This window comes from Streptomyces sp. NBC_01006 (assembly GCF_045162725.1).
Classification (GTDB): domain Bacteria; phylum Actinomycetota; class Actinomycetes; order Streptomycetales; family Streptomycetaceae; genus Streptomyces.
The window spans coordinates 8615639-8632107 of record NZ_CP108700.1; the positions used below are offsets into that span (position 1 = coordinate 8615639).

The following is a 16469-nucleotide window of genomic DNA, read 5'->3' on the forward strand; positions in this document are numbered from 1 at the left end:
GGCTTGACTGCCGGAGACACGGTCAGCGTCGACTGTCTCCAGAGGCAAGCAGGCTCGTGACTTCGGCAATCGCCTCCGCCGAAACGAAAGATCTGGCCGATGGACGGAAGCGGACGCACGGTCCTGAACCGTCCTGGTCGATCGCCGCCTCACCCGCCGGCCGGCGCCACGACAGGTAGACGCCACGGGCATGAGGTTCGGAGCACCCTGCTTGGCCTGGCGGATCCACTCGGTCAAAAGGGGGTGCCAAGAGGTAACCGCCGTGATCCTCGACGTCGGCAGCGGGTGCCCTCGTCGCTCAAGTCACTGGAGGCCGGCCGGATCGTCACCCCGGTCACCCGCCGCACACCCCGTCCGACGCCTTCGTCCGCATCGAGGACCAGGGCGGCGGCTTCGAGGAACTGCTGCACCGGGGGTACGGGCCGTCGCATGAGGGCTCGGCGGGCGTCCTGCTCGCGGACGGAAATGAGCCCGGCCCGGTGTACCGACCCGGGCAGCGGCGCCAACTTCCATGAGACGCGCGAGTGTGGGCGTACAGCGGCGTTCTGAACCGGCCGCGTGCGGCCGCGGCCGGCGGCCAAACCACCCGAGCACGCCGCGGCTGCGCAGCATCGGGGTGGCAGAGCCGTGAAATGGGAGTGCGCGTTCTGGGGCGGGTGTTTAGGGTCGGGGGGTTGACCAGGGGAGGGACTTTTCATGCAGGTCAGGTATGCGAGAGGAGCGGCAGCTGTGGCGGTGTGCGCAGCGCTTACGGTCGCGGCCACGGGTTGTGGGCGGGAGCCGTCGCCGGCCTCGGGGACGCAGTCCGAGGCCGGACCCGCGACGGCGGCGTACGCGGGGGTCACGGAGCTGCCCGAGGCGCTGGCTTCGGACGGCACGACGATCACGGTGGGGGATCCCCAGGCCCAGACGGTCGTCCACCTCTACGAGGATCCACGGTGCCCGGTGGTCGCGGAATTCGAATCGACCGGCGCCAAGGTGATCCGCTCCCAAACCGTGAGCCGTCAGGTGAGGACGGACTACACCCTGGCATCGTTCAAGGACGCCCGCCTGGGCGGCGACGGCTCCAAGCGGGCCGTCAACGCGCTGCGCGCGGCGCTGGAAGCGCAGCGGTTCACCGAATACCACGCCGTGCTGGTCGAGAGCCAGGCGGAGGTCGAGCGGTCCGGCGGCTACACCACCGAGCGCCTGCTCGACCTCGCAGCACGAGTGCCGGGGCTGCGGAGCGAGACCTTCGACACAGCGGTGACCACAATGAAGTACGCCGACTTCGTGACCGCGTCGCAGACCGCGTACCGGCATACCGGTGACGATCCGCTCGGACCGGGCACCCCCGCCGTCACCATCAACGCCAAGATGGTCCCCGAACAGGTCTACGGCAACATCTTCGAGGAAGACCTCGCCGCAGACCTGCTGAACACCATCCGGAAGAACCCCGGAACCTGGCAGCTCCACCGCTCCTAGCCGACTAGGTAGCCCGAGCCGCTCCCCTGCCGCCCGCTGACCGCGGCATGCCGTACGAGGCATCCGGCCCCCGGCGCTGTTCTCGGGGTGCCCGTAGCGTGCGGCCATGCCCGATGCCCTGCCCGCCCGGAAACGGTCAACGCTCCTCGACCAGCTGCGGAACGGCCAAGACGTCGCCGCCGCCGCGCAGGCCGCGGGCCTCCGTGTGCGGAGGGTGTTCACCGCCGCACGCACCGACACCGCTCTCGCGCTCCTTCTGGCGGGCACCGACCCTGACGAACCCGGCGCCGTGGGCCTCATCCAGCGTGCTGAGTATCTGCGGCTTCTGGCTCTGGGCTGCACCCCAGTCTGGCCGCGCAGATCCTGTTGGACGGTGCAGGGAAGGCCAGTCACCGGCGCCAGGAGGATCCGGTGTTCGCGAGGGCTTGCGATGCGGTCAAGGAGCTCGGGGCCGGGCGGCCGGCGCCCGCGAGGGCGCCCCGCTTCACCCCCGAGCGCCGGCACGTCTTCCTCGAGCGTCTGGAGTCTGGTCTGTCGGTCACCGCGGCCGCGGCCGAGGTGGGGATCACCAGCGCAGTGATCTACCAGCGCCGCAAACGCGACCCCACCTTCGCCGCCGCCATGGACGCCGCCCACTACGCCCACCCGCGCACCCCGGACCCCACGCCCGGCGCCGACAACTGGGAAGCGTTCTTCGGGAACCCCGCCCTGGTGTCGCACTGCGCCAAGCTGCACTGGCCGCGGGGATCCGGCCCGAGGCCGGTCTGCCACCGCCGCCGCGCCGACCGTGCGTTCGCCCACCGCACCGACCAACAGCGAACCCCCCGATAACCCCCAGGGCGTGCCGGTCGCTGTGCCCGGCACCACGGGTTCACTCGATGCCGAGGGCGGCGTCGGGCCGACAGTGAGGGCAGGCTTGTACGCCCTCGGCCAATGCCCGCCGCGCCTCGTCCGTGCTCATGCCTGTGCAGCGTTTGCGGGCGTCCCAGCAGCCTCCGGCGTGGACGCGGACCGGGAGGCGGCCTACTCCGATGCCACGTTCGATCAGCCATGCGGGCGGCTCGGCCGGCGGGCGGCGCCGCGCGGCGAGGGTCTCGCGCTCTTCCGCCGTGTTCAGCGCACGCTCGGCGCGGCTGAGCTCGCCGCGCCGGTACGTCACGACGGTGCGCAGGCGGGGCAGGTCAGGCGGGAGTTCGGACACCGCTCAGCTCCCGTACTACGCCTGTCGTGCGGCCTTGCATGCCGCGCAGAGCGGCGAGGCCCCGACTCCGTAGCGGCATGTCGGGGCGTGGTTTCTCTGCACTAGTCAAGGCGAGCTGATCTGAACGGCACCAGCCGTAGCCAGCCAGCGCCAGTGGATGGCGAGGAACTGTCAAGAGTTGTGGTCGCGGTGTCTGCTGGCGTCGGATGCCCCCCTGACCCGCATCCAAAGGCGCTTGGCCCTGCAGAAGAAGGACATAGGGTCCTCCACCAAGCTGCACGATCTCCTGGGCGGGAAGACGCCGCGGACGAAGGAGGTCCGAGAAGAGGAGCTCCGGCAGCTGGCGCTGCGGGCCGGCACCCCACCGGACCGTGTGAAGGCGATCCTCAAGGCCCCCGACTACACCGACATCGTCCGGGAGGCCGGAGACCACATCGGCCCCGGGAAGATGGCGGTTGCTCTGTGGAGCGGGTGCAGCTCCCTCGCCCACGGAGACCTCTCCGGTGCCCTCATCTTCCTCGCGCGGGAAGCCATCTCCCAGGACGAGAACGTCATGCTGGCCAGGATTACGGGCAACTTCGGCATGCTCAGGCACTGCACGGCGGTAGGTGTGGCGTTCCTCAATCGAGGTAGCTCCCTGTACCGCAGCCGCGCCGGCGCGCCAGCGAGCCCGTAGGTGTGAACGTTCTCGATATTCCCCAGGGGTAAGTGCACATAATTCCCCAGGCCCTGGCCTCGGGCGGGGGTTACGTTGGCCAGCGTGAACTTGCCGGCGTGGAGCTATCGGTATGTGGAACCGCCCGATCTGCGGGCCCTTGTCCGGCCGGAGGCTGAGGGCCGAAGCATCCTCTCGGCATCGGACTTCGACGACTGGGTGTCGGGCCTGGTGGCGGTGGAGCTGGCCGAGCCTTTCACGTTCGTCATCGACTCGGCGGGCGTGCTGCGGCTCGCGCCGCGCCGGAGCGAGCACGTGGTGTGTGCCGGCGGCGGCCCCGTTCTCGCTGCTGGAGAGATGAGCTTCCGCAAGGAGCCCGGGCAGTGGGTGGTCGGTGAGGTGAGTAACCAGTCGACCGGATACTGCCCGGACATCAGTTCCTGGCGGGCCGTCGTGGAGGCTCTGGATGCAGCCGGGATCGAGCACCCTTCCGGCTTCACCCATGAGGTGTTGTTCCGGCGCTGTCCCGCCTGCGACCAGCTGAACATCGTCCGGGAGGAGGACTTCGTCTGCGTCTTCTGCGATGGCGAACTGCCGCGGGAATGGAACGTCGACGGGGCCGGGCGTTAGCGGAGCGGGGGCTTGTCGGGCTTGTCGGTGGGCTCAACGGGCGGACGACCGCCGGAGATCTTTGAAGTGCTGGTCATGGTGTTGGACTGCTTGCTGCGGTAGGGCTCGTGCCATCCAGCCTTCGGGTGCCCCGATCTGACGCAGCGTCCTGATCTGCCAGTCGTAGTCGCGCCCTTCAGGAGAGGCGTGTACGCGCAGGTAGATGGGGTCGTCTTCACCGCCATGCCGGCCTCCGAAGTACAAGGAGCAAGTGTACCCCCATTGATAGGGAGCGTACGGGTCGGCGCAGAAGCAGAACCGGTGAGACATGGTGACCGGTAGGCCCCAGCGTGGGTGGCACAGCCGCTGGATGAGCTGGTCGTGGCCGTGGGCGCGGGGGTGGGCTGTACGAGCGTCGATCTTCCAGCTGTCACCGTCTTCCCAGCACTGGACACGGTAGAAGGCGGCGACGGTATGGAAGAGGGCGATACGCCTCAGGAGAGCACTGCCGACCACGGACCTTTTGGCGCGGGCGCGTTCGAGACTGGGGTAGCCGTTGAGGCAGTCGGCTTCCAAGCGATCGGTCGCCTGCCTCATCCAGAGCGGTTGCATGCCGTTGTCTTCGCACCAGTGTCGGTGCCGGCGCCCGATCTCCTCCCACCCCTCCGCCATTCCGCTGGGGAGGGCCAGGACGAGTCCCACGTCTGGCTCGAGGTCTTCGGCCATGCGCAGGTGCAGCTTCCTGCCACGGTCCTCGGTCCCTTTCACCCGCAGACCGGGGACACCAAGCAGATCATCAGGACCGCCCGACGCGGGAGCAGCGGGCAGCAGGCGACTCAGGCAGTGCTCGGGGAAGGAGTACCGCTCCTGACCGAGATAGGCATCGAGATGCACGGTGAGGGAGGAACGGGTGCCGTTGCTCAGTGCAGCGATACCGAAGGGATGGGCGCACAGGTCCGGAGATGTGCCCAGCTGCTCAAGGATGCGGCTCTCGAGCACGGCCTGCGCTGGCGAGGCCGCGGCGGGCGGGTTGCAGCCTGCAAGGCCGGTACGGCGAGATTGTCCGCTGGCTTCGGCCCAGTAGCGGAGTTTGCGGGAATCCCATGAGGAACGGCGGATCACAATAGTGCCTTCCCGGCATGCCTTCACCCGATCCCGCACGCCGATGAACACTGATGGCCGGCTGACTGTGATGCGAATGGTGCAGGCCGGTGCAATGCCACGCTCCTTGCGCTCCGCTACGCCGGATCGGGCGGCGAGTAGAACGTGGCCCGCCTCGGGCCATGTCCAGCCATCATCCAGCACGATCTGTCCCAGGACGCCAGCCACGGTGACGGCATCACCCGAACGACTCGCCGGAATGGGGGTCAGGCCGGTAGGCGGCGCACCCTCGGGCAGCTCTGCAAGATGACGAGCACCTTGCCCTCTGGGCGGTCAGCTTCCTGCACTGGTCCCGGACGGGCTCACGAGTTCAGCAGCAGGCGCCATGTGCCCTGGTCGAGCGCATGGTTGAGCTCCCTGATCAGCTGCCCACGCTGACGGGAGGACAGAGCATTCCTCCGTATGAGGGTGGTCCCCGGTTCACAGAAGGGCTTGAAAGCTGCCGTCAGCGCCTCTAACTGGTGGGGATGGCGATGTCCCACCGCCGATGGGTGTCAGAGCCAGGTCAGGCTTTGGCGCCGGGCAGGCCGCTTGCCGGGCATGGCGCGGTATCCCTGGGCGCCGACGACACGTCGGGCTTCCCGGTCAGGCGCCCGGTGCTGCACCCGTGCACCTCGGCAGGCCCTGGGGGTGTTCGCCACCCGGCGGGCGATCGGGTCTGCCAGGCGTGCCAGTCCTACCTGTGATGCACGTCTGCCGCTGCCCGGTTTCTTCCCGGTCCGCGGAGAGGGAAGAATCTGCCGAGCACATGGCACGCTGGAAGGACGTCAATTGACATCGGACATAGCCACGTTTGCCACACCTTCAGCCAGGCGCCCGCCCGTCTCTGTACGCATCGACTGGGCGGCTGTCGAGGGCTGGCTCGCAGTGCGGCTGCCAACCGACTACAAGCGGCTTGCAGACAGGTACGGGCCGCTGGACTTCGGTGAGTACGTGTGGATCCACATGCCGTGCGTCCAGCCGGACCACTTCGACTACGGCGAGTGGCTGCGCGCGACGCACCGCAAGGTGCGGATCGAGGCGCGGGAGCTGCCCGAGGCCGAGCGGCCTGTGCTCCACCCCGAGCCCGGCGGCCTGTTGGCCTGGGGCTGCACGCGGGGCAGCGACGTACTGTTCTGGGACACCTCGGCCTCCGTCGACCCCGACAAGTGGACCGTGGTGGTGCAGCACTCGGGGGCGGTGCCGGGCAGTGGCCTGCTCCGGTGGCACCGGTACGACCTGACGCTCACCGACTACCTGCGGCACACCGTCCGCCACACCTGGGAGCTCCCTTCTCCTCCGGGCCCCCTGCTGGGCCCGCTGCCGGGCACGGTCGCGCGGACCGCCTTCCTTCCCGACGCCCAGGCGTGGACCCCGCCCGCGCATGTCCCGCCTCGGCTCACCGAGGCCGAGCGCCGAATCGCGCTGGAGACCGGCAGCGGGCTGCACGGGTTGCGGCTGCTGTCGCCGCCACCAGAGCGGCCCGACCTTGGCAACGGTTCCTGGGAGGGGCTGTTCGCCGAACTGGGTACCCGGCTGCCCGGGGAGTACGTGCGGCTGATCGACGAGTACGGCGCCGGCATCTGGAGCGGGTGGCTGCGTTTCCACACCCCGCTCCGGACCGACGAGCGGCGTTTCCTCACGCACGTCGAGGACACTTCGGACGCCTACCGGCAGCTCAAGGACGGCAATGCCACCGGATACCCGCTGGCCGTCTGGCCCGAGCCCGGCGGCTTCCTCCCCTTCGCCAACTCCATCGACGGCGACTACCTCGGCTGGCTCACCGAGGGCGGGGACCCCAACGCATGGCCGCTGATCGTCTGGCCACGCCACGCGGCCCAGGGACCGCCACTCGAGGGCGGCCTGATCGACACCCTCCTCGACTGGCAGCGCGGCTCACTGGTCACGCCTGGGTTCGCCGCCCTGGACGAGAACGACGACCCCGTCGAGTTCGCCGACTTCCGGCCCTGGGACGACCGCGCCTACTGGTGAGGGCGGGGGAGACCTGGGCGGGCGGGGTGGGGGCAGCTCAGACAGCCGGTCGAGCCGATGCTGGCGCAGGCCGCCGAGGCGATCCCGCCCACGCGCCTGGGGGCCGGGGTGGCGTACGAGCAGAAGTTCGACGGACACCGTGCCCTGCTATTTACGCCGCCCGCCCCGGGCGGTCAGGTCCTGATCCAGACCCGCCGCGGCTCGCTGGTGCAGGACCGCTTCCCCGACCTGGTCGCGGCCGCGGTCGAGCAGCTCCCGCCCGGCCTGGTCCTCGATGGCGAACTCCTCGTCTGGGACCCGGAGGCCGGGGCCCTGTCCTTCGAGGCGTTGCAGCGCCGGGCCGCCGCCCGCGCCCGCAGCGCGGCCGCCCTCGCGGCCCGCACCCCGGCCCACTTCGTAGCGTTCGACGCTCTCCAGATCGACGGCGTCCAGACGCTGAGCCTGCCCTACAGTGAGCGCCGCCGACGCCTCGAAGTGCTCTTTGCGTCCCGGGCCCTGACGGCCCCGTGGACGCTCTGCCCGATGACCACTGACCTGGCGACGGCACGGGAACGGCTGGAGAGCTGGACTGACGTATCAGGTGTCGAAGGACTGGTCATCAAGCCCCTGACCAGTAAGTATGTGCCGAACCATCGTGGCTGGAGCAAGGTGCGCCGCCGCGACACCACAGAGGCGATCATCGGCGCCGTCACCGGAACCCTGGCCCGCCCGCAGCTCCTCGTCCTCGGCCGCCATGACCACGGCGGCCGGCTGCGCGCCGTCGGCCGCACCGTACTGCTGCGCCCGGATGCGGCCAGGCAGGTCGCCGAGCACCTCACCGCGGCCGCGCCCGGGCACCCGTGGGAGGGTGTGCGCTTCTCGGCGACGTGGGGGAGCCGCGATGTCCTCGACACCACCCTCGTCCACCCCGCACTGGTCGCCGAGGTCAGCGTCGACCGGGCCGTCGACCACGGCGGGATTTTCCGGCATCCGCTCCGCTTCCAGCGGCTGCGCCTGGACGTGGGTCCGGAGGACGTTTCACGGTTTGGTGCCGGTCCGGTCGCTGCTGCCGGGTGAGCCGGCTGGGTGCTGGGGGGCCGGGAACGTTCGGGCATGGTTGACCGTTCATCTATCTGTGTGGGTCGGGCGAAAGGGGCTGATGTCCCCGGGCTCAACCATTTGCCTGTGGGGAAGATCGTTCGGCTGAAGCCCCGCAGTGCCCTCCGCCGCGAGGCGACCACCCCTTTCCGCTCGCCCACACTCCTGAACGCCCGGCCAGCCCTCCCCCCCCCGGCTGGCCCGGGCGCGCCCCGACTGGCCATCCCCCCGGGCCGGTCGGGGCCTTTCCATATCTGGGCATTCATTCGTATCTAGACGTGAGTGCGAAGAATTACGCAGAACGGTTGTTACCTGCTCAACTGGGCTGGTTGGGTGATGCGGGCCGGGGGTGCGCCGGGGGTGCGCCGGAGTGTGTTGTTCCGGTTTGTGGCTGTCGGTGGGGGTGGGTGTGGCGGGCAGTCAATGTCAGGGCCACGTCTGCTCGGTATCCGTGTGGTGTGCAAGCGAGTGTGACGGAAATGTCCGTGTCCGGTAACCGGTGTCTGCCGGGGGTGCGGTGGCGGTGGTGCCAGGTCGAGAGTGTGGCCCTCGGCTCATCCGGGCCGGGAACCCGCACCGCCTCTACCGGCCGGTTTCGGCTGGTGGGGCGCTGTTCTTGAGGGAGCGTCACCCATGGCTTCTGCTTCTTCCGCCCGTCGGATCGCCGCCACCGTCCTGGCCGCCGGGGCCGTGGTCGGTGCGGCCGCGCTGCCGGCGGCGGCCCAGGACCACGGCCAGCGCCAGCATCCGCGGGTGGAGATCAGCCGGGTCCAGGCCGACAGCCCCGGACGTGACGACCACTCGAACCGCTCCCTGAACGCCGAGTGGGTGGAGATCACCAACACCACCCGCGACGCCATCAACCTCCGAGGCTGGACGCTGCGCGACGCGGACGGCAACCGCTACCGCTTCGACAACGTCCGCATCAACGGCCGCGCCACGATCCGCGTCCACACCGGCGCCGGCCACAACAGCCGCACCGACCTCTTCCAGAACAGCCGCGAGTACATCTGGGGCAACAACGGCGACACCGCCACTCTGCGCGATGACCGCGGCCGCACCGTCGACACCGAGTCCTGGGGCCGGCGCCACCACTGACCCGCAGGGGGTCGGGTGCTGAGGGCCGCCTGGACGGCGGGCGGCCCTTTGGCGCCGGGCCCGCAAGGGCGGGACCGCCGAAACGGCTGGCGAGTGCGGGCCGCCACCCCTCACCGGGTGGCTGCCCGCACAGTCGTACGCTGCCGTGTCCCGGCAGGCGCATGGCGACCCCGGACGCGGTGGTGAAGTGCCGTTTCGCCGGTGAACGTGGCTCCCCGGCCGGGTGAACCAGGCGCCGCGAGCCTGGTGCCGACGGCGCGGGGGCCGATACAACCGGCCTCATGGTGATCATGATGCGGGCCGTCCTGGCGGCCACCGCTCTCGCCCTGTCCCTGCCCACCGCGGCGTATGCCGCCGACCAGCCGGCGGCCGTCCCGCAGGTCCTTCCGATGGGAGCGGCTGTCTCCGCGCTCCCCCTCGCGGCCGAAGACCGCACCGGCTACCAGCGCACGAGCTTCAAGCACTGGAACGCGGGCGAGATCCCCGCGGACGGCTGCAACACCCGCGCGGAGGTGCTGCTGTCGGAGGCGGTGGAGTATCCGGAGATCGGGCCGGGCTGCGCGCTGACGGGGGGTGTGTGGTGGTCGTACTACGACGACACCACCGTCACCGACGCGTCGAAGCTGGACATCGACCACATGGTGCCCCTGGCGGAAGCCTGGGATTCGAAGTAGGCGGTGTTGCGCTGGCTGCATCATTCCGCCTGGCCCGGAAAGGGCCCTGGCCTGGTCGGGGAAGGGGATCCTGTCAATCGTCTGGGTGGCAATGAGGCCTTCAACCTCGGGCGATCTCGCTTCGACGCCACGATGTTGCATCTGATGCAACCGTGCGAGCGGGCGTGGAAGCAGTCGATGTGCCGGGCGCGATGCGCCTGGTGATGCCGGGCAACGTTCGAGCTCTGGATCCGGCGCCAGCGATGTTCGACGCGATGCTCGCGGGCTGGACGCGGCAGCAGCAGAGCCGCCTTCTGGCGCGAAAGACGATCGCCGACAGGATGAGTCTGGTACGCCGGTTCGCCCTGTTCAACGGCACGTACCCGTGGGAGTGGACCGCTGAGGACGTCGAGGCCTACTTCTCCGCCCAGATGTCCGGCCAGTTGCCACTGGCGCACTCCACGGTGCGTGGCCAGCAGAGCGACCTGCGCCTGTTCTGCACGTTCGTCACCGATGCCCGCTACGGCTGGGCGGCCGCCTGCCTGGAGGAGTTCGGGCGAGCACCGGTCCAGGTCTGCCACGACTGGAACACCGCCGACCACGTCGCCGACTACGAGGGCCGCCCCGGACGCCGCGCCCTGACCTACGACGAACTCCAGGCTCTCTTCGACGCGGCGGACGAGCGGGTCGAGTCCATCCGCAGGCGGGGCCGCAAGGGCGTGCTGTCGGCCTGGCGCGATGCCGTGCTGCTGAAGGCGGTGTACGCGTCCGGGACCCGGAGGCGCGAGACCGCGATGCTGGACCTGCACGATCTTCGGCACAACCCGCGCGCGAAGGCCTACGGCAGGTTCGGCGCGCTGGAGGTCCGGTTCGGGAAGGCCTCGCGGGGCAGCCCGCCCAAGCGCCGCACGGTGCTCACCGTTCCGGAGATGGACTGGATCGTGCCACTGCTCACGGAGTGGACCGCCGAGGTCCGGACCGGGTTCGGGGTGGGCGGGCATCCAGCGCTATGGGTGACCGAACGCTGCGGCCGGATCAGCCTGCGACGCCTGGACGAGGTGTTCTCACTGGTCCGGGATCTGGCAGGGCTGCCGGATGAGCTGGAACTGCACTGTCTGCGGCACACCTACATCACGCACCTGATCGAGTTCGGGTACCCGGAGCGGTTCGTCCAGGACCAGGTCGGCCACCGCTATGCGTCCACGACGGCGATGTACACGTGGGTGTCGGACGAGTACCGGAACCGGCTGCTGGAGGACTCGCTTCGCCGCCGCGCCGAGCGCGCGGCTACACGAGTGGGAAGGGGAGCACGGTGATGAAGCAGATGGGGTTCCGCTGGAACCTGCGCCGCCTGATGGCTGCCCGCGACATGTTCCAGACCACCGACCTGGTGCCGAAGCTCGCCGAGTACGGCATCCGTCTCTCCCGGGAGCAGGTGTACCGGCTGGTCACGCAGGAGCCGCAGCGCCTGTCGATGGACACGCTCGCCGCGCTGTGCGGGATCCTGCAGTGCACGCCGGCTGACCTGATCGAGGTCGTCGAGGTCCGTACCCAGGTCGTGAAACCGGCAGCGTCCGGCGAGAGCGCCTCCCACGCGGTCGCGCCGCCCGCGCGCCGGACCCGGATCCGCCGCCCCGAGGGCCTGTGACCACCGCCGGTCAGGTCCCCGGAACCTGGGTCGAACTGGCCAAGATGCTCACCGCGTTCCTGCCGGAGTTCGGCCCCGAAGCTGCCGCGGAGGTGGTGGCCGCGATGACACCGTCCGCGCGCGGCCGGATCCGCGCGCACCTGGGGGAGCATCCCGATGCCCTGGTCAGCGGTGCCTCCCTCGCGCCGCCCGCCGTGCAGAGACTGATCACCGACCTGCGCGAGCAAGGCATCGAAGGGGCCAGGGCTCCGGCCTGCCTGCGCTGTGGACTCGTCCGCCGGCTGCGCCGCCTGGTCCCCGGCGGCCGGGTGTGCCTGGGCTGCGAAGGCATCCTCGCCGCCCACGCCAACGTCGGCACCTGCACCACCTGCACGCGGATCCGGCCACGTCCTGTCGGCGGCATCTGCACGCCCTGCCGCCAGCGTGCTCAGGCCTCCACTCGCTCGTGCACCGGGTGCGGCCGCCCCAGCCACATGGACCCGTGCACCACCTGCCGGCCACGCCCGCCCGCCCCCTGCGCGCTGTGCTCGGCTAGTGCTGTGACCGGGATGGTTCACCGGGTTATCCGCTGGCCTGCGTTTCGGCTGGCCTGTAGATTCCCGCCGTGAGTGATGTTGGCAAGCCTGAGATTCGTTTCGCGCACGTGGCAGACGCGCCGGTGATCGCGCGCATCCACATGGCCTCTCGGGCGGCGACGATGCCGTACCTGCCCCGGCAGAAGCGCAGTCACGACCAGGTCGCCCGGTGGGCCGAGGATGTCCTGCTCACGTCATGCCGGACGTGGGTGGCGGTGCGCGATGGAGAGATCCTCGGTTATGCCGCCCTTGAGGGAGACATGCTCGAACACCTCTACCTGCGACCGGACGTCCGCCGCCAGGGCATCGGCACGCTCCTGCTCGACGAGGTCAGACGGCACAGCCCAGACGGGGTGTCCCTGCATGTCTTCCAGCAGAACACCGATGCCCGCGCGTTCTACGAGCTCCACGGCTTCACGGTCCTCGACACCAGCGATGGCCACCGGAACATGGAGAATCTGCCCGACATGACCCTGCGCTGGACACCCGACGCTGCACGGTGAACCGCGTCCCGGTGGGCCGGAGACACTGATCCGGTCATGCCGCGTCGGCACAGGGGCGGCCGCCCCAGCGGACGCCTTTCTCACTGCGGATCCGGGCTCGCTCTTTGCGCTGGGCGGCCAGCACATCAGGGTGCCGCGCGTTGGCGTTGCGCCAGCGCAGGTAGGCGTGCAGGGCCCGGGTCTGGACGGTGTGGTTGGGTGGTGCGAGTTGGCCAGGGTGAACTGTCGCAGCGGCCCGAAGTGGGCCTCGATCGGGTTCGCCCAGGAAGCGTTGGGCGGGGTGAAGCACAGCTCCACCTTGTTCTTCTGTGCCCAGGTGCAGATCTTGGTGCCCTTGTGCGCGGACAGGTTGTCCATGATCACGTAGATGGGGGCGCCGTCGGGGCGGGCGGCGCGGATCGACTTCAGCGCGGCCAGTGAGTTCGCCGCGCCCTTGTGCCGGCGGTTGACGCCCCAAAGGGTGTCGTCGCTGATCGAATAGCAGCCGTGGAAGTAGGTGACCCCGTGGGTGCGGTGGTAGGTCGCCGGGACTCGGTCAGGGCGGCCACGTTCGGCCCAGCAGGACCCGCCGGTGGGGCGGATGCCGAGCGGCCCGAACTCGTCGAAGGCGAAGACCCGGTCGGGGAAGCGTTCCAGGACGTTCTCGATGCGGTCCAGTTTGGCGTCGCGCTCGGGATCGGTGGACTCCTTCCAGGTCTTGGTCCGTTGGAAGGTGATGCCGCGGCGGGCGAGCAGGCAGCGCAGAGCCTCGCGGCCGATCCGGATCACCCAGCCGTGGACGCGGCGCAGGTAGGCGGTGAGTTTGCGTAACGACCAGCGGGTGAAGGGCTGGGCGAGCTTGGCCGGGCGAGTGGTGGCCGTCGCCACGACGAAGTCCTCGTCGTCATCGCTGAGCAGGCGGGGACGGCCTCCCGCCCATTGAGGGTCCAGGCAGGCCAGACCGATCTCGTTGAACCGGTGGATCACGTCGCGGACGGTGTCCTCGTCGGCGTGCACGAGCTGGGCGATGACCGGCACGCGGTTCCCGCCGGCCGAGGCGAGCAGCATCATCGCGCGCCGGTAGCGCACCGAACTGGTGCTGCCCCGGCGCACGATCTCCTGCAGCCGCTGTCCTTCCTGATCGGTCAGTCGGCGAACTCGAACGGGCTTTGCCACCGCGCCTCCACCTGTCGGGACGGCCTATCGGTTCACATCAAATCGGTCCCGCACCCACCACCGCGACCCGCAACCCGGTGAACCATCCCGGTCACAGCACTAGGGGCTGTTCTGAGTCCGGATCACAATCGGGGCGTTCGGCCTTCGTTCGGGCGCTTCGGCTGGTAGCACGGTTGTATGACGCGTGGTGATCTGACCGATGGCGAATGGGAGTTGATCGAGCCGCACCTCCCGCTGGGGGCGTCCGGGCCGATCCCTGACCTGCGCAGTTACTTCAATGCGGTGATGTGGAGGTTCCGTACCGGCTGCCCCTGGCGGGACGTGCCGGCAAGCTACGGCTCCTGGTCAACGATCTACGACCGGTTCCGCATGTGGGCACGTGGCGGGATCTTCCAGACCCTCATGGACGTGGTGATCGCCGAGGCGGCGGCACGCGACGATGTCGACCTCAGCCTGGTCAGCGTGGACTCCACCGTCGCCCGCGCGCATCACCACGCGGCGGGCATGGTGGTCGACCCCGAGCTCCTGGAGGACCTGGAGAAGGCCTTGATGAAGGAAAAGGGGCTTCGGCAACCGGACAAAACGACTCCGTAGCCGAGGGGCCCGAGGGCGGTGAGGAAGCCGAACGGGCACGGCGCCGCGCGGTACGCCGACGCCGCAAGGTCCGGCTGAAGGCCGCCGAGCTGGGACGCTCCCGGGGCGGGCTGACCACCAAGGTGCACCTCGCGACCGACCGGCGCTGCCGCCCACTGTCCATCATCCTCACCCCCGGACAGGCCGCGGACAGTCCGCGGTTCATCCCGGTCCTGGAGAAAATCAAGGTGCGTGTTCCGATGGGCCGCCCCAGGACCCGGCCGGACGCCGTAGCCGGAGACAAGGCGTACTCCTCCCGCGCCAACCGCGCCCACCTGCGAAGACGCAACATCAAGGCGGTGATCCCGGAGAAGGCCGACCAGGCAGCCAACCGCAAGAAGCGGGGCTCACAGGGCGGCCGCCCGGTCTCCCACGATGCCGAGCTCTACAAAGACCGGAACACCGTCGAGCGTGCCATCAACAAGTTCAAGGAATGGCGGGGGCTGGCCACCCGCTACGACAAGACACCTGAGAGCTATCTCGCCGGACTCCACCTGCGAGGATCCATCCTTTGGCTACGCAGCCTCCCTGGCACCCCGTGATCCGAACTCAGAACAGGCCCTAGTTCGCCGGTCTGTGCCCGCTGGCCGCTCGGGCCGGTCTGCAAGCCCTGCTACGCGCTCGCCCGCCGCGAGCCCGGCCCGTGCCCCGGATGCTCGGCGGTGAAGGTCCTCATCGCCCGCATCGGCGGCCAGAGGACCTGTGGCCCGTGCGCCGGCCACCCCGACCCATACGTGTGCCCGCGCTGCGGCGGGGCCAGCAGCCCCATCGCCGGGGATCTGTGCGACCGCTGCGCGGTCGACCAGCACCTCAAGACCCTCCTCCACGACGTGCCGCCCGACCCCGCCGCCCAACTCGCGCCCCTGCGCGCGGCCCTGGTGGCCGCTGAGCACCCGCGGACCGTCCTGACCTGGCTGCGAACCTCGGCCTCCGCGCGCCTTCTGCACGAGAGCGCTGCCTGCGGCCGGCGCCTCACTCACGCCGACCTCGACACCGTCGCCGCATCGGGACGCGGCGCCGCGCAGAGCACGGACTACCTCCGCGGCCTCCTGGTCGCCTTCGATGTCCTGCCCCCACGCGAAGAACACCTCGCGTCCATCGAGCGCCACCTCGCCCGCACGCTCACCCGGCACCCGAAGTACGCCATGCTCCTTGGGCTGTACGTCCGCTGGTCGGTGATGCCCCGGGCCCGTCGCAGGGCTGTCCGCTCGGCCAGCACCCGCGGCCGCGCACGGTGGGCCTACACCCGCATCAACGCGGCTGTCGCCCTTCTCGAGCATCTCGCCTCGCTCGACCTCGCCTTGTCCGAGGCCACCCAGCTGGAGGTTGATCGGTGGCTCGCCGCTGGCCCCAGCACCCGCTACGAGGTGCGGGACTTCTTGGTCTGGACGGCCCGACGCGGCCACAGCGGTGACCTGCTGGTCCCTCACCGCAGCAAGGCTGAGCCGGAGGGAATCGACGAGGACACCCACTGGGACCTTCTCCAGCAGTGCCTACACGACGAGGACCTCCCCCTGGACGTGAGGGCGGCCGGGTCCCTGCTCCTGCTTTTCGGCCAGCACCTCACCCACATCGTCGCCCTCACCACCGGGTACCTCGGCGTTCAGGACGGCCACCGGACCATCTGGCTCGACAGCACTCCGATCCGCCTCCCGCAGCCCCTCGCCACCCTGCTGACCCGACTCATCGACGAGCAACCCAGGCAGGGCTGCCGTAGCGGAGCCCAACATCCGGTAGCGCACCGCATTCATCTAGTTACGTAAAGTGACATTCGAAGGGCTTTGGTCAATCCCGCGCGACAGGTTCGCGCACCGTCACAGGTCCTGTGACTGTGCGCGATAGTTGACGCTTGAGCACGCTAGTTGGCGACTGCGCGCGATATATGGCCCGCGCGTAAGCGGCACAGACACGCTGAGCTGGGGATTTCTCAGTTCACGATGGTCTGCGGCGTGCAGCGCCCTGACTGCCAGGTGGCTTCACGTCGTCCGAATCGCGCATGATCGAACCTCTGTGGATTGACGGTGGGATGGTGTTGGTGTGGGGGACTGGCGGACCGATCCGACGTT

At 69.6% G+C, this 16469-nt stretch carries 15 protein-coding genes and 2 pseudogenes; 14 read left to right on the top strand and 3 right to left on the bottom strand.

The annotated features are described in order from the left end of the window. Window positions 1-735 precede the first annotated feature (735 nt). Together OG509_RS39520 and OG509_RS39525 are read left to right on the top strand one after the other, a co-directional pair. Window positions 736-1464 carry a thioredoxin domain-containing protein gene (locus tag OG509_RS39520; protein ID WP_406187385.1) on the top strand — a complete coding sequence of 243 codons (729 nt, stop codon included), beginning with the start codon at window positions 736-738 and terminating at the stop codon, window positions 1462-1464. A gap of 411 nt (window positions 1465-1875) precedes the next feature. Beyond that, window positions 1876-2295, top strand: a complete 420-nt coding sequence (locus tag OG509_RS39525; RefSeq protein ID WP_406187386.1) for a hypothetical protein — start codon at window positions 1876-1878, stop codon at window positions 2293-2295. 40 nt (window positions 2296-2335) lie between these two features. Here the strand turns inward: OG509_RS39525 and OG509_RS39530 are convergent, their stop codons facing one another. Continuing rightward, window positions 2336-2665 carry a DUF6233 domain-containing protein gene (locus OG509_RS39530; protein WP_406187387.1) on the bottom strand — a complete coding sequence of 110 codons (330 nt, stop codon included), beginning with the start codon at window positions 2663-2665 and terminating at the stop codon, window positions 2336-2338. Between the two features lie 235 nt (window positions 2666-2900). Here OG509_RS39530 and OG509_RS39535 point away from each other — a divergent pair, with 235 nt between their 5' ends. Beyond that, complete coding sequence (locus OG509_RS39535) at window positions 2901-3341, top strand: hypothetical protein (RefSeq protein WP_406187388.1); 441 nt, start codon at window positions 2901-2903, stop codon at window positions 3339-3341. 84 nt (window positions 3342-3425) lie between these two features. After that, window positions 3426-3950: a hypothetical protein gene (locus tag OG509_RS39540; RefSeq protein WP_406187389.1), complete on the top strand. Its 525-nt coding sequence runs from the start codon at window positions 3426-3428 to the stop codon at window positions 3948-3950. A 33-nt stretch (window positions 3951-3983) separates the two neighbouring features. On the opposite strand, the gene OG509_RS39545 is transcribed toward OG509_RS39540, so the two are convergent. Beyond that, entirely contained in the window at window positions 3984-5258 is a 1275-nt protein-coding gene (locus OG509_RS39545; protein ID WP_406187390.1) for a hypothetical protein, read from the bottom strand. Window positions 5259-5957: 699 nt separating this feature from the next. Between OG509_RS39545 and OG509_RS39550 the strand changes: the two genes are divergently transcribed. The 8 genes from OG509_RS39550 to OG509_RS39585 all read left to right on the top strand — a co-directional run bounded on the left by OG509_RS39550 (window position 5958) and on the right by OG509_RS39585 (window position 12615). Beyond that, window positions 5958-7061 carry an SMI1/KNR4 family protein gene (locus tag OG509_RS39550; RefSeq protein ID WP_406187391.1) on the top strand — a complete coding sequence of 368 codons (1104 nt, stop codon included), beginning with the start codon at window positions 5958-5960 and terminating at the stop codon, window positions 7059-7061. A 57-nt stretch (window positions 7062-7118) separates the two neighbouring features. Continuing rightward, the gene (locus OG509_RS39555) at window positions 7119-8117 is read left to right on the top strand and encodes an ATP-dependent DNA ligase (protein ID WP_406187392.1); all 999 of its coding nucleotides are present in this window, start codon (window positions 7119-7121) and stop codon (window positions 8115-8117) included. Window positions 8118-8771: 654 nt separating this feature from the next. Continuing rightward, complete coding sequence (locus OG509_RS39560; RefSeq protein WP_406187393.1) at window positions 8772-9236, top strand: lamin tail domain-containing protein; 465 nt, start codon at window positions 8772-8774, stop codon at window positions 9234-9236. 281 nt (window positions 9237-9517) lie between these two features. Further along, entirely contained in the window at window positions 9518-9910 is a 393-nt protein-coding gene (locus OG509_RS39565) for a hypothetical protein (protein ID WP_406187394.1), read from the top strand. Window positions 9911-10074: 164 nt separating this feature from the next. Next, on the top strand, window positions 10075-11205 hold the full coding sequence (locus OG509_RS39570) for a tyrosine-type recombinase/integrase (RefSeq protein WP_406187395.1): 1131 nt from the start codon (window positions 10075-10077) through the stop codon (window positions 11203-11205). After that, window positions 11202-11537, top strand: coding sequence for a helix-turn-helix domain-containing protein (locus tag OG509_RS39575; protein ID WP_406187396.1), 336 nt, complete (start codon window positions 11202-11204; stop codon window positions 11535-11537). Before OG509_RS39570 ends, OG509_RS39575 begins: the two co-directional genes overlap by 4 nt. Next, on the top strand, window positions 11534-12145 hold the full coding sequence (locus tag OG509_RS39580) for a hypothetical protein (RefSeq protein ID WP_406187397.1): 612 nt from the start codon (window positions 11534-11536) through the stop codon (window positions 12143-12145). Before OG509_RS39575 ends, OG509_RS39580 begins: the two co-directional genes overlap by 4 nt. Beyond that, a complete protein-coding gene (locus OG509_RS39585; protein ID WP_406187398.1) occupies window positions 12142-12615 on the top strand; it encodes a GNAT family N-acetyltransferase in 474 nt (157 codons plus the stop codon). The genes OG509_RS39580 and OG509_RS39585 overlap by 4 nt, the downstream gene beginning before the upstream one ends. A gap of 34 nt (window positions 12616-12649) precedes the next feature. Here OG509_RS39585 and OG509_RS39590 read toward each other — a convergent pair. Further along, a pseudogene (locus OG509_RS39590) lies at window positions 12650-13770 on the bottom strand (IS630 family transposase). A gap of 177 nt (window positions 13771-13947) precedes the next feature. Between OG509_RS39590 and OG509_RS39595 the strand changes: the two are divergent. Together OG509_RS39595 and OG509_RS39600 are read left to right on the top strand one after the other, a co-directional pair. Next, window positions 13948-14945, top strand: a pseudogene (locus OG509_RS39595) (IS5 family transposase). Between the two features lie 120 nt (window positions 14946-15065). After that, window positions 15066-16166: a hypothetical protein gene (locus OG509_RS39600; protein WP_406187399.1), complete on the top strand. Its 1101-nt coding sequence runs from the start codon at window positions 15066-15068 to the stop codon at window positions 16164-16166. The last annotated feature ends 303 nt before the right edge of the window (window positions 16167-16469 follow it).

Coding starts and splice junctions, on each gene's coding strand:
- OG509_RS39560 (WP_406187393.1), top strand. CDS start 8,772: ATGGCTTCTGCTTCTTCCGCCCGTCGGATCGCCGCCACCGTCCTGGCC.
- OG509_RS39555 (WP_406187392.1), top strand. CDS start 7,119: ATGCTGGCGCAGGCCGCCGAGGCGATCCCGCCCACGCGCCTGGGGGCC.
- OG509_RS39565 (WP_406187394.1), top strand. CDS start 9,518: ATGGTGATCATGATGCGGGCCGTCCTGGCGGCCACCGCTCTCGCCCTG.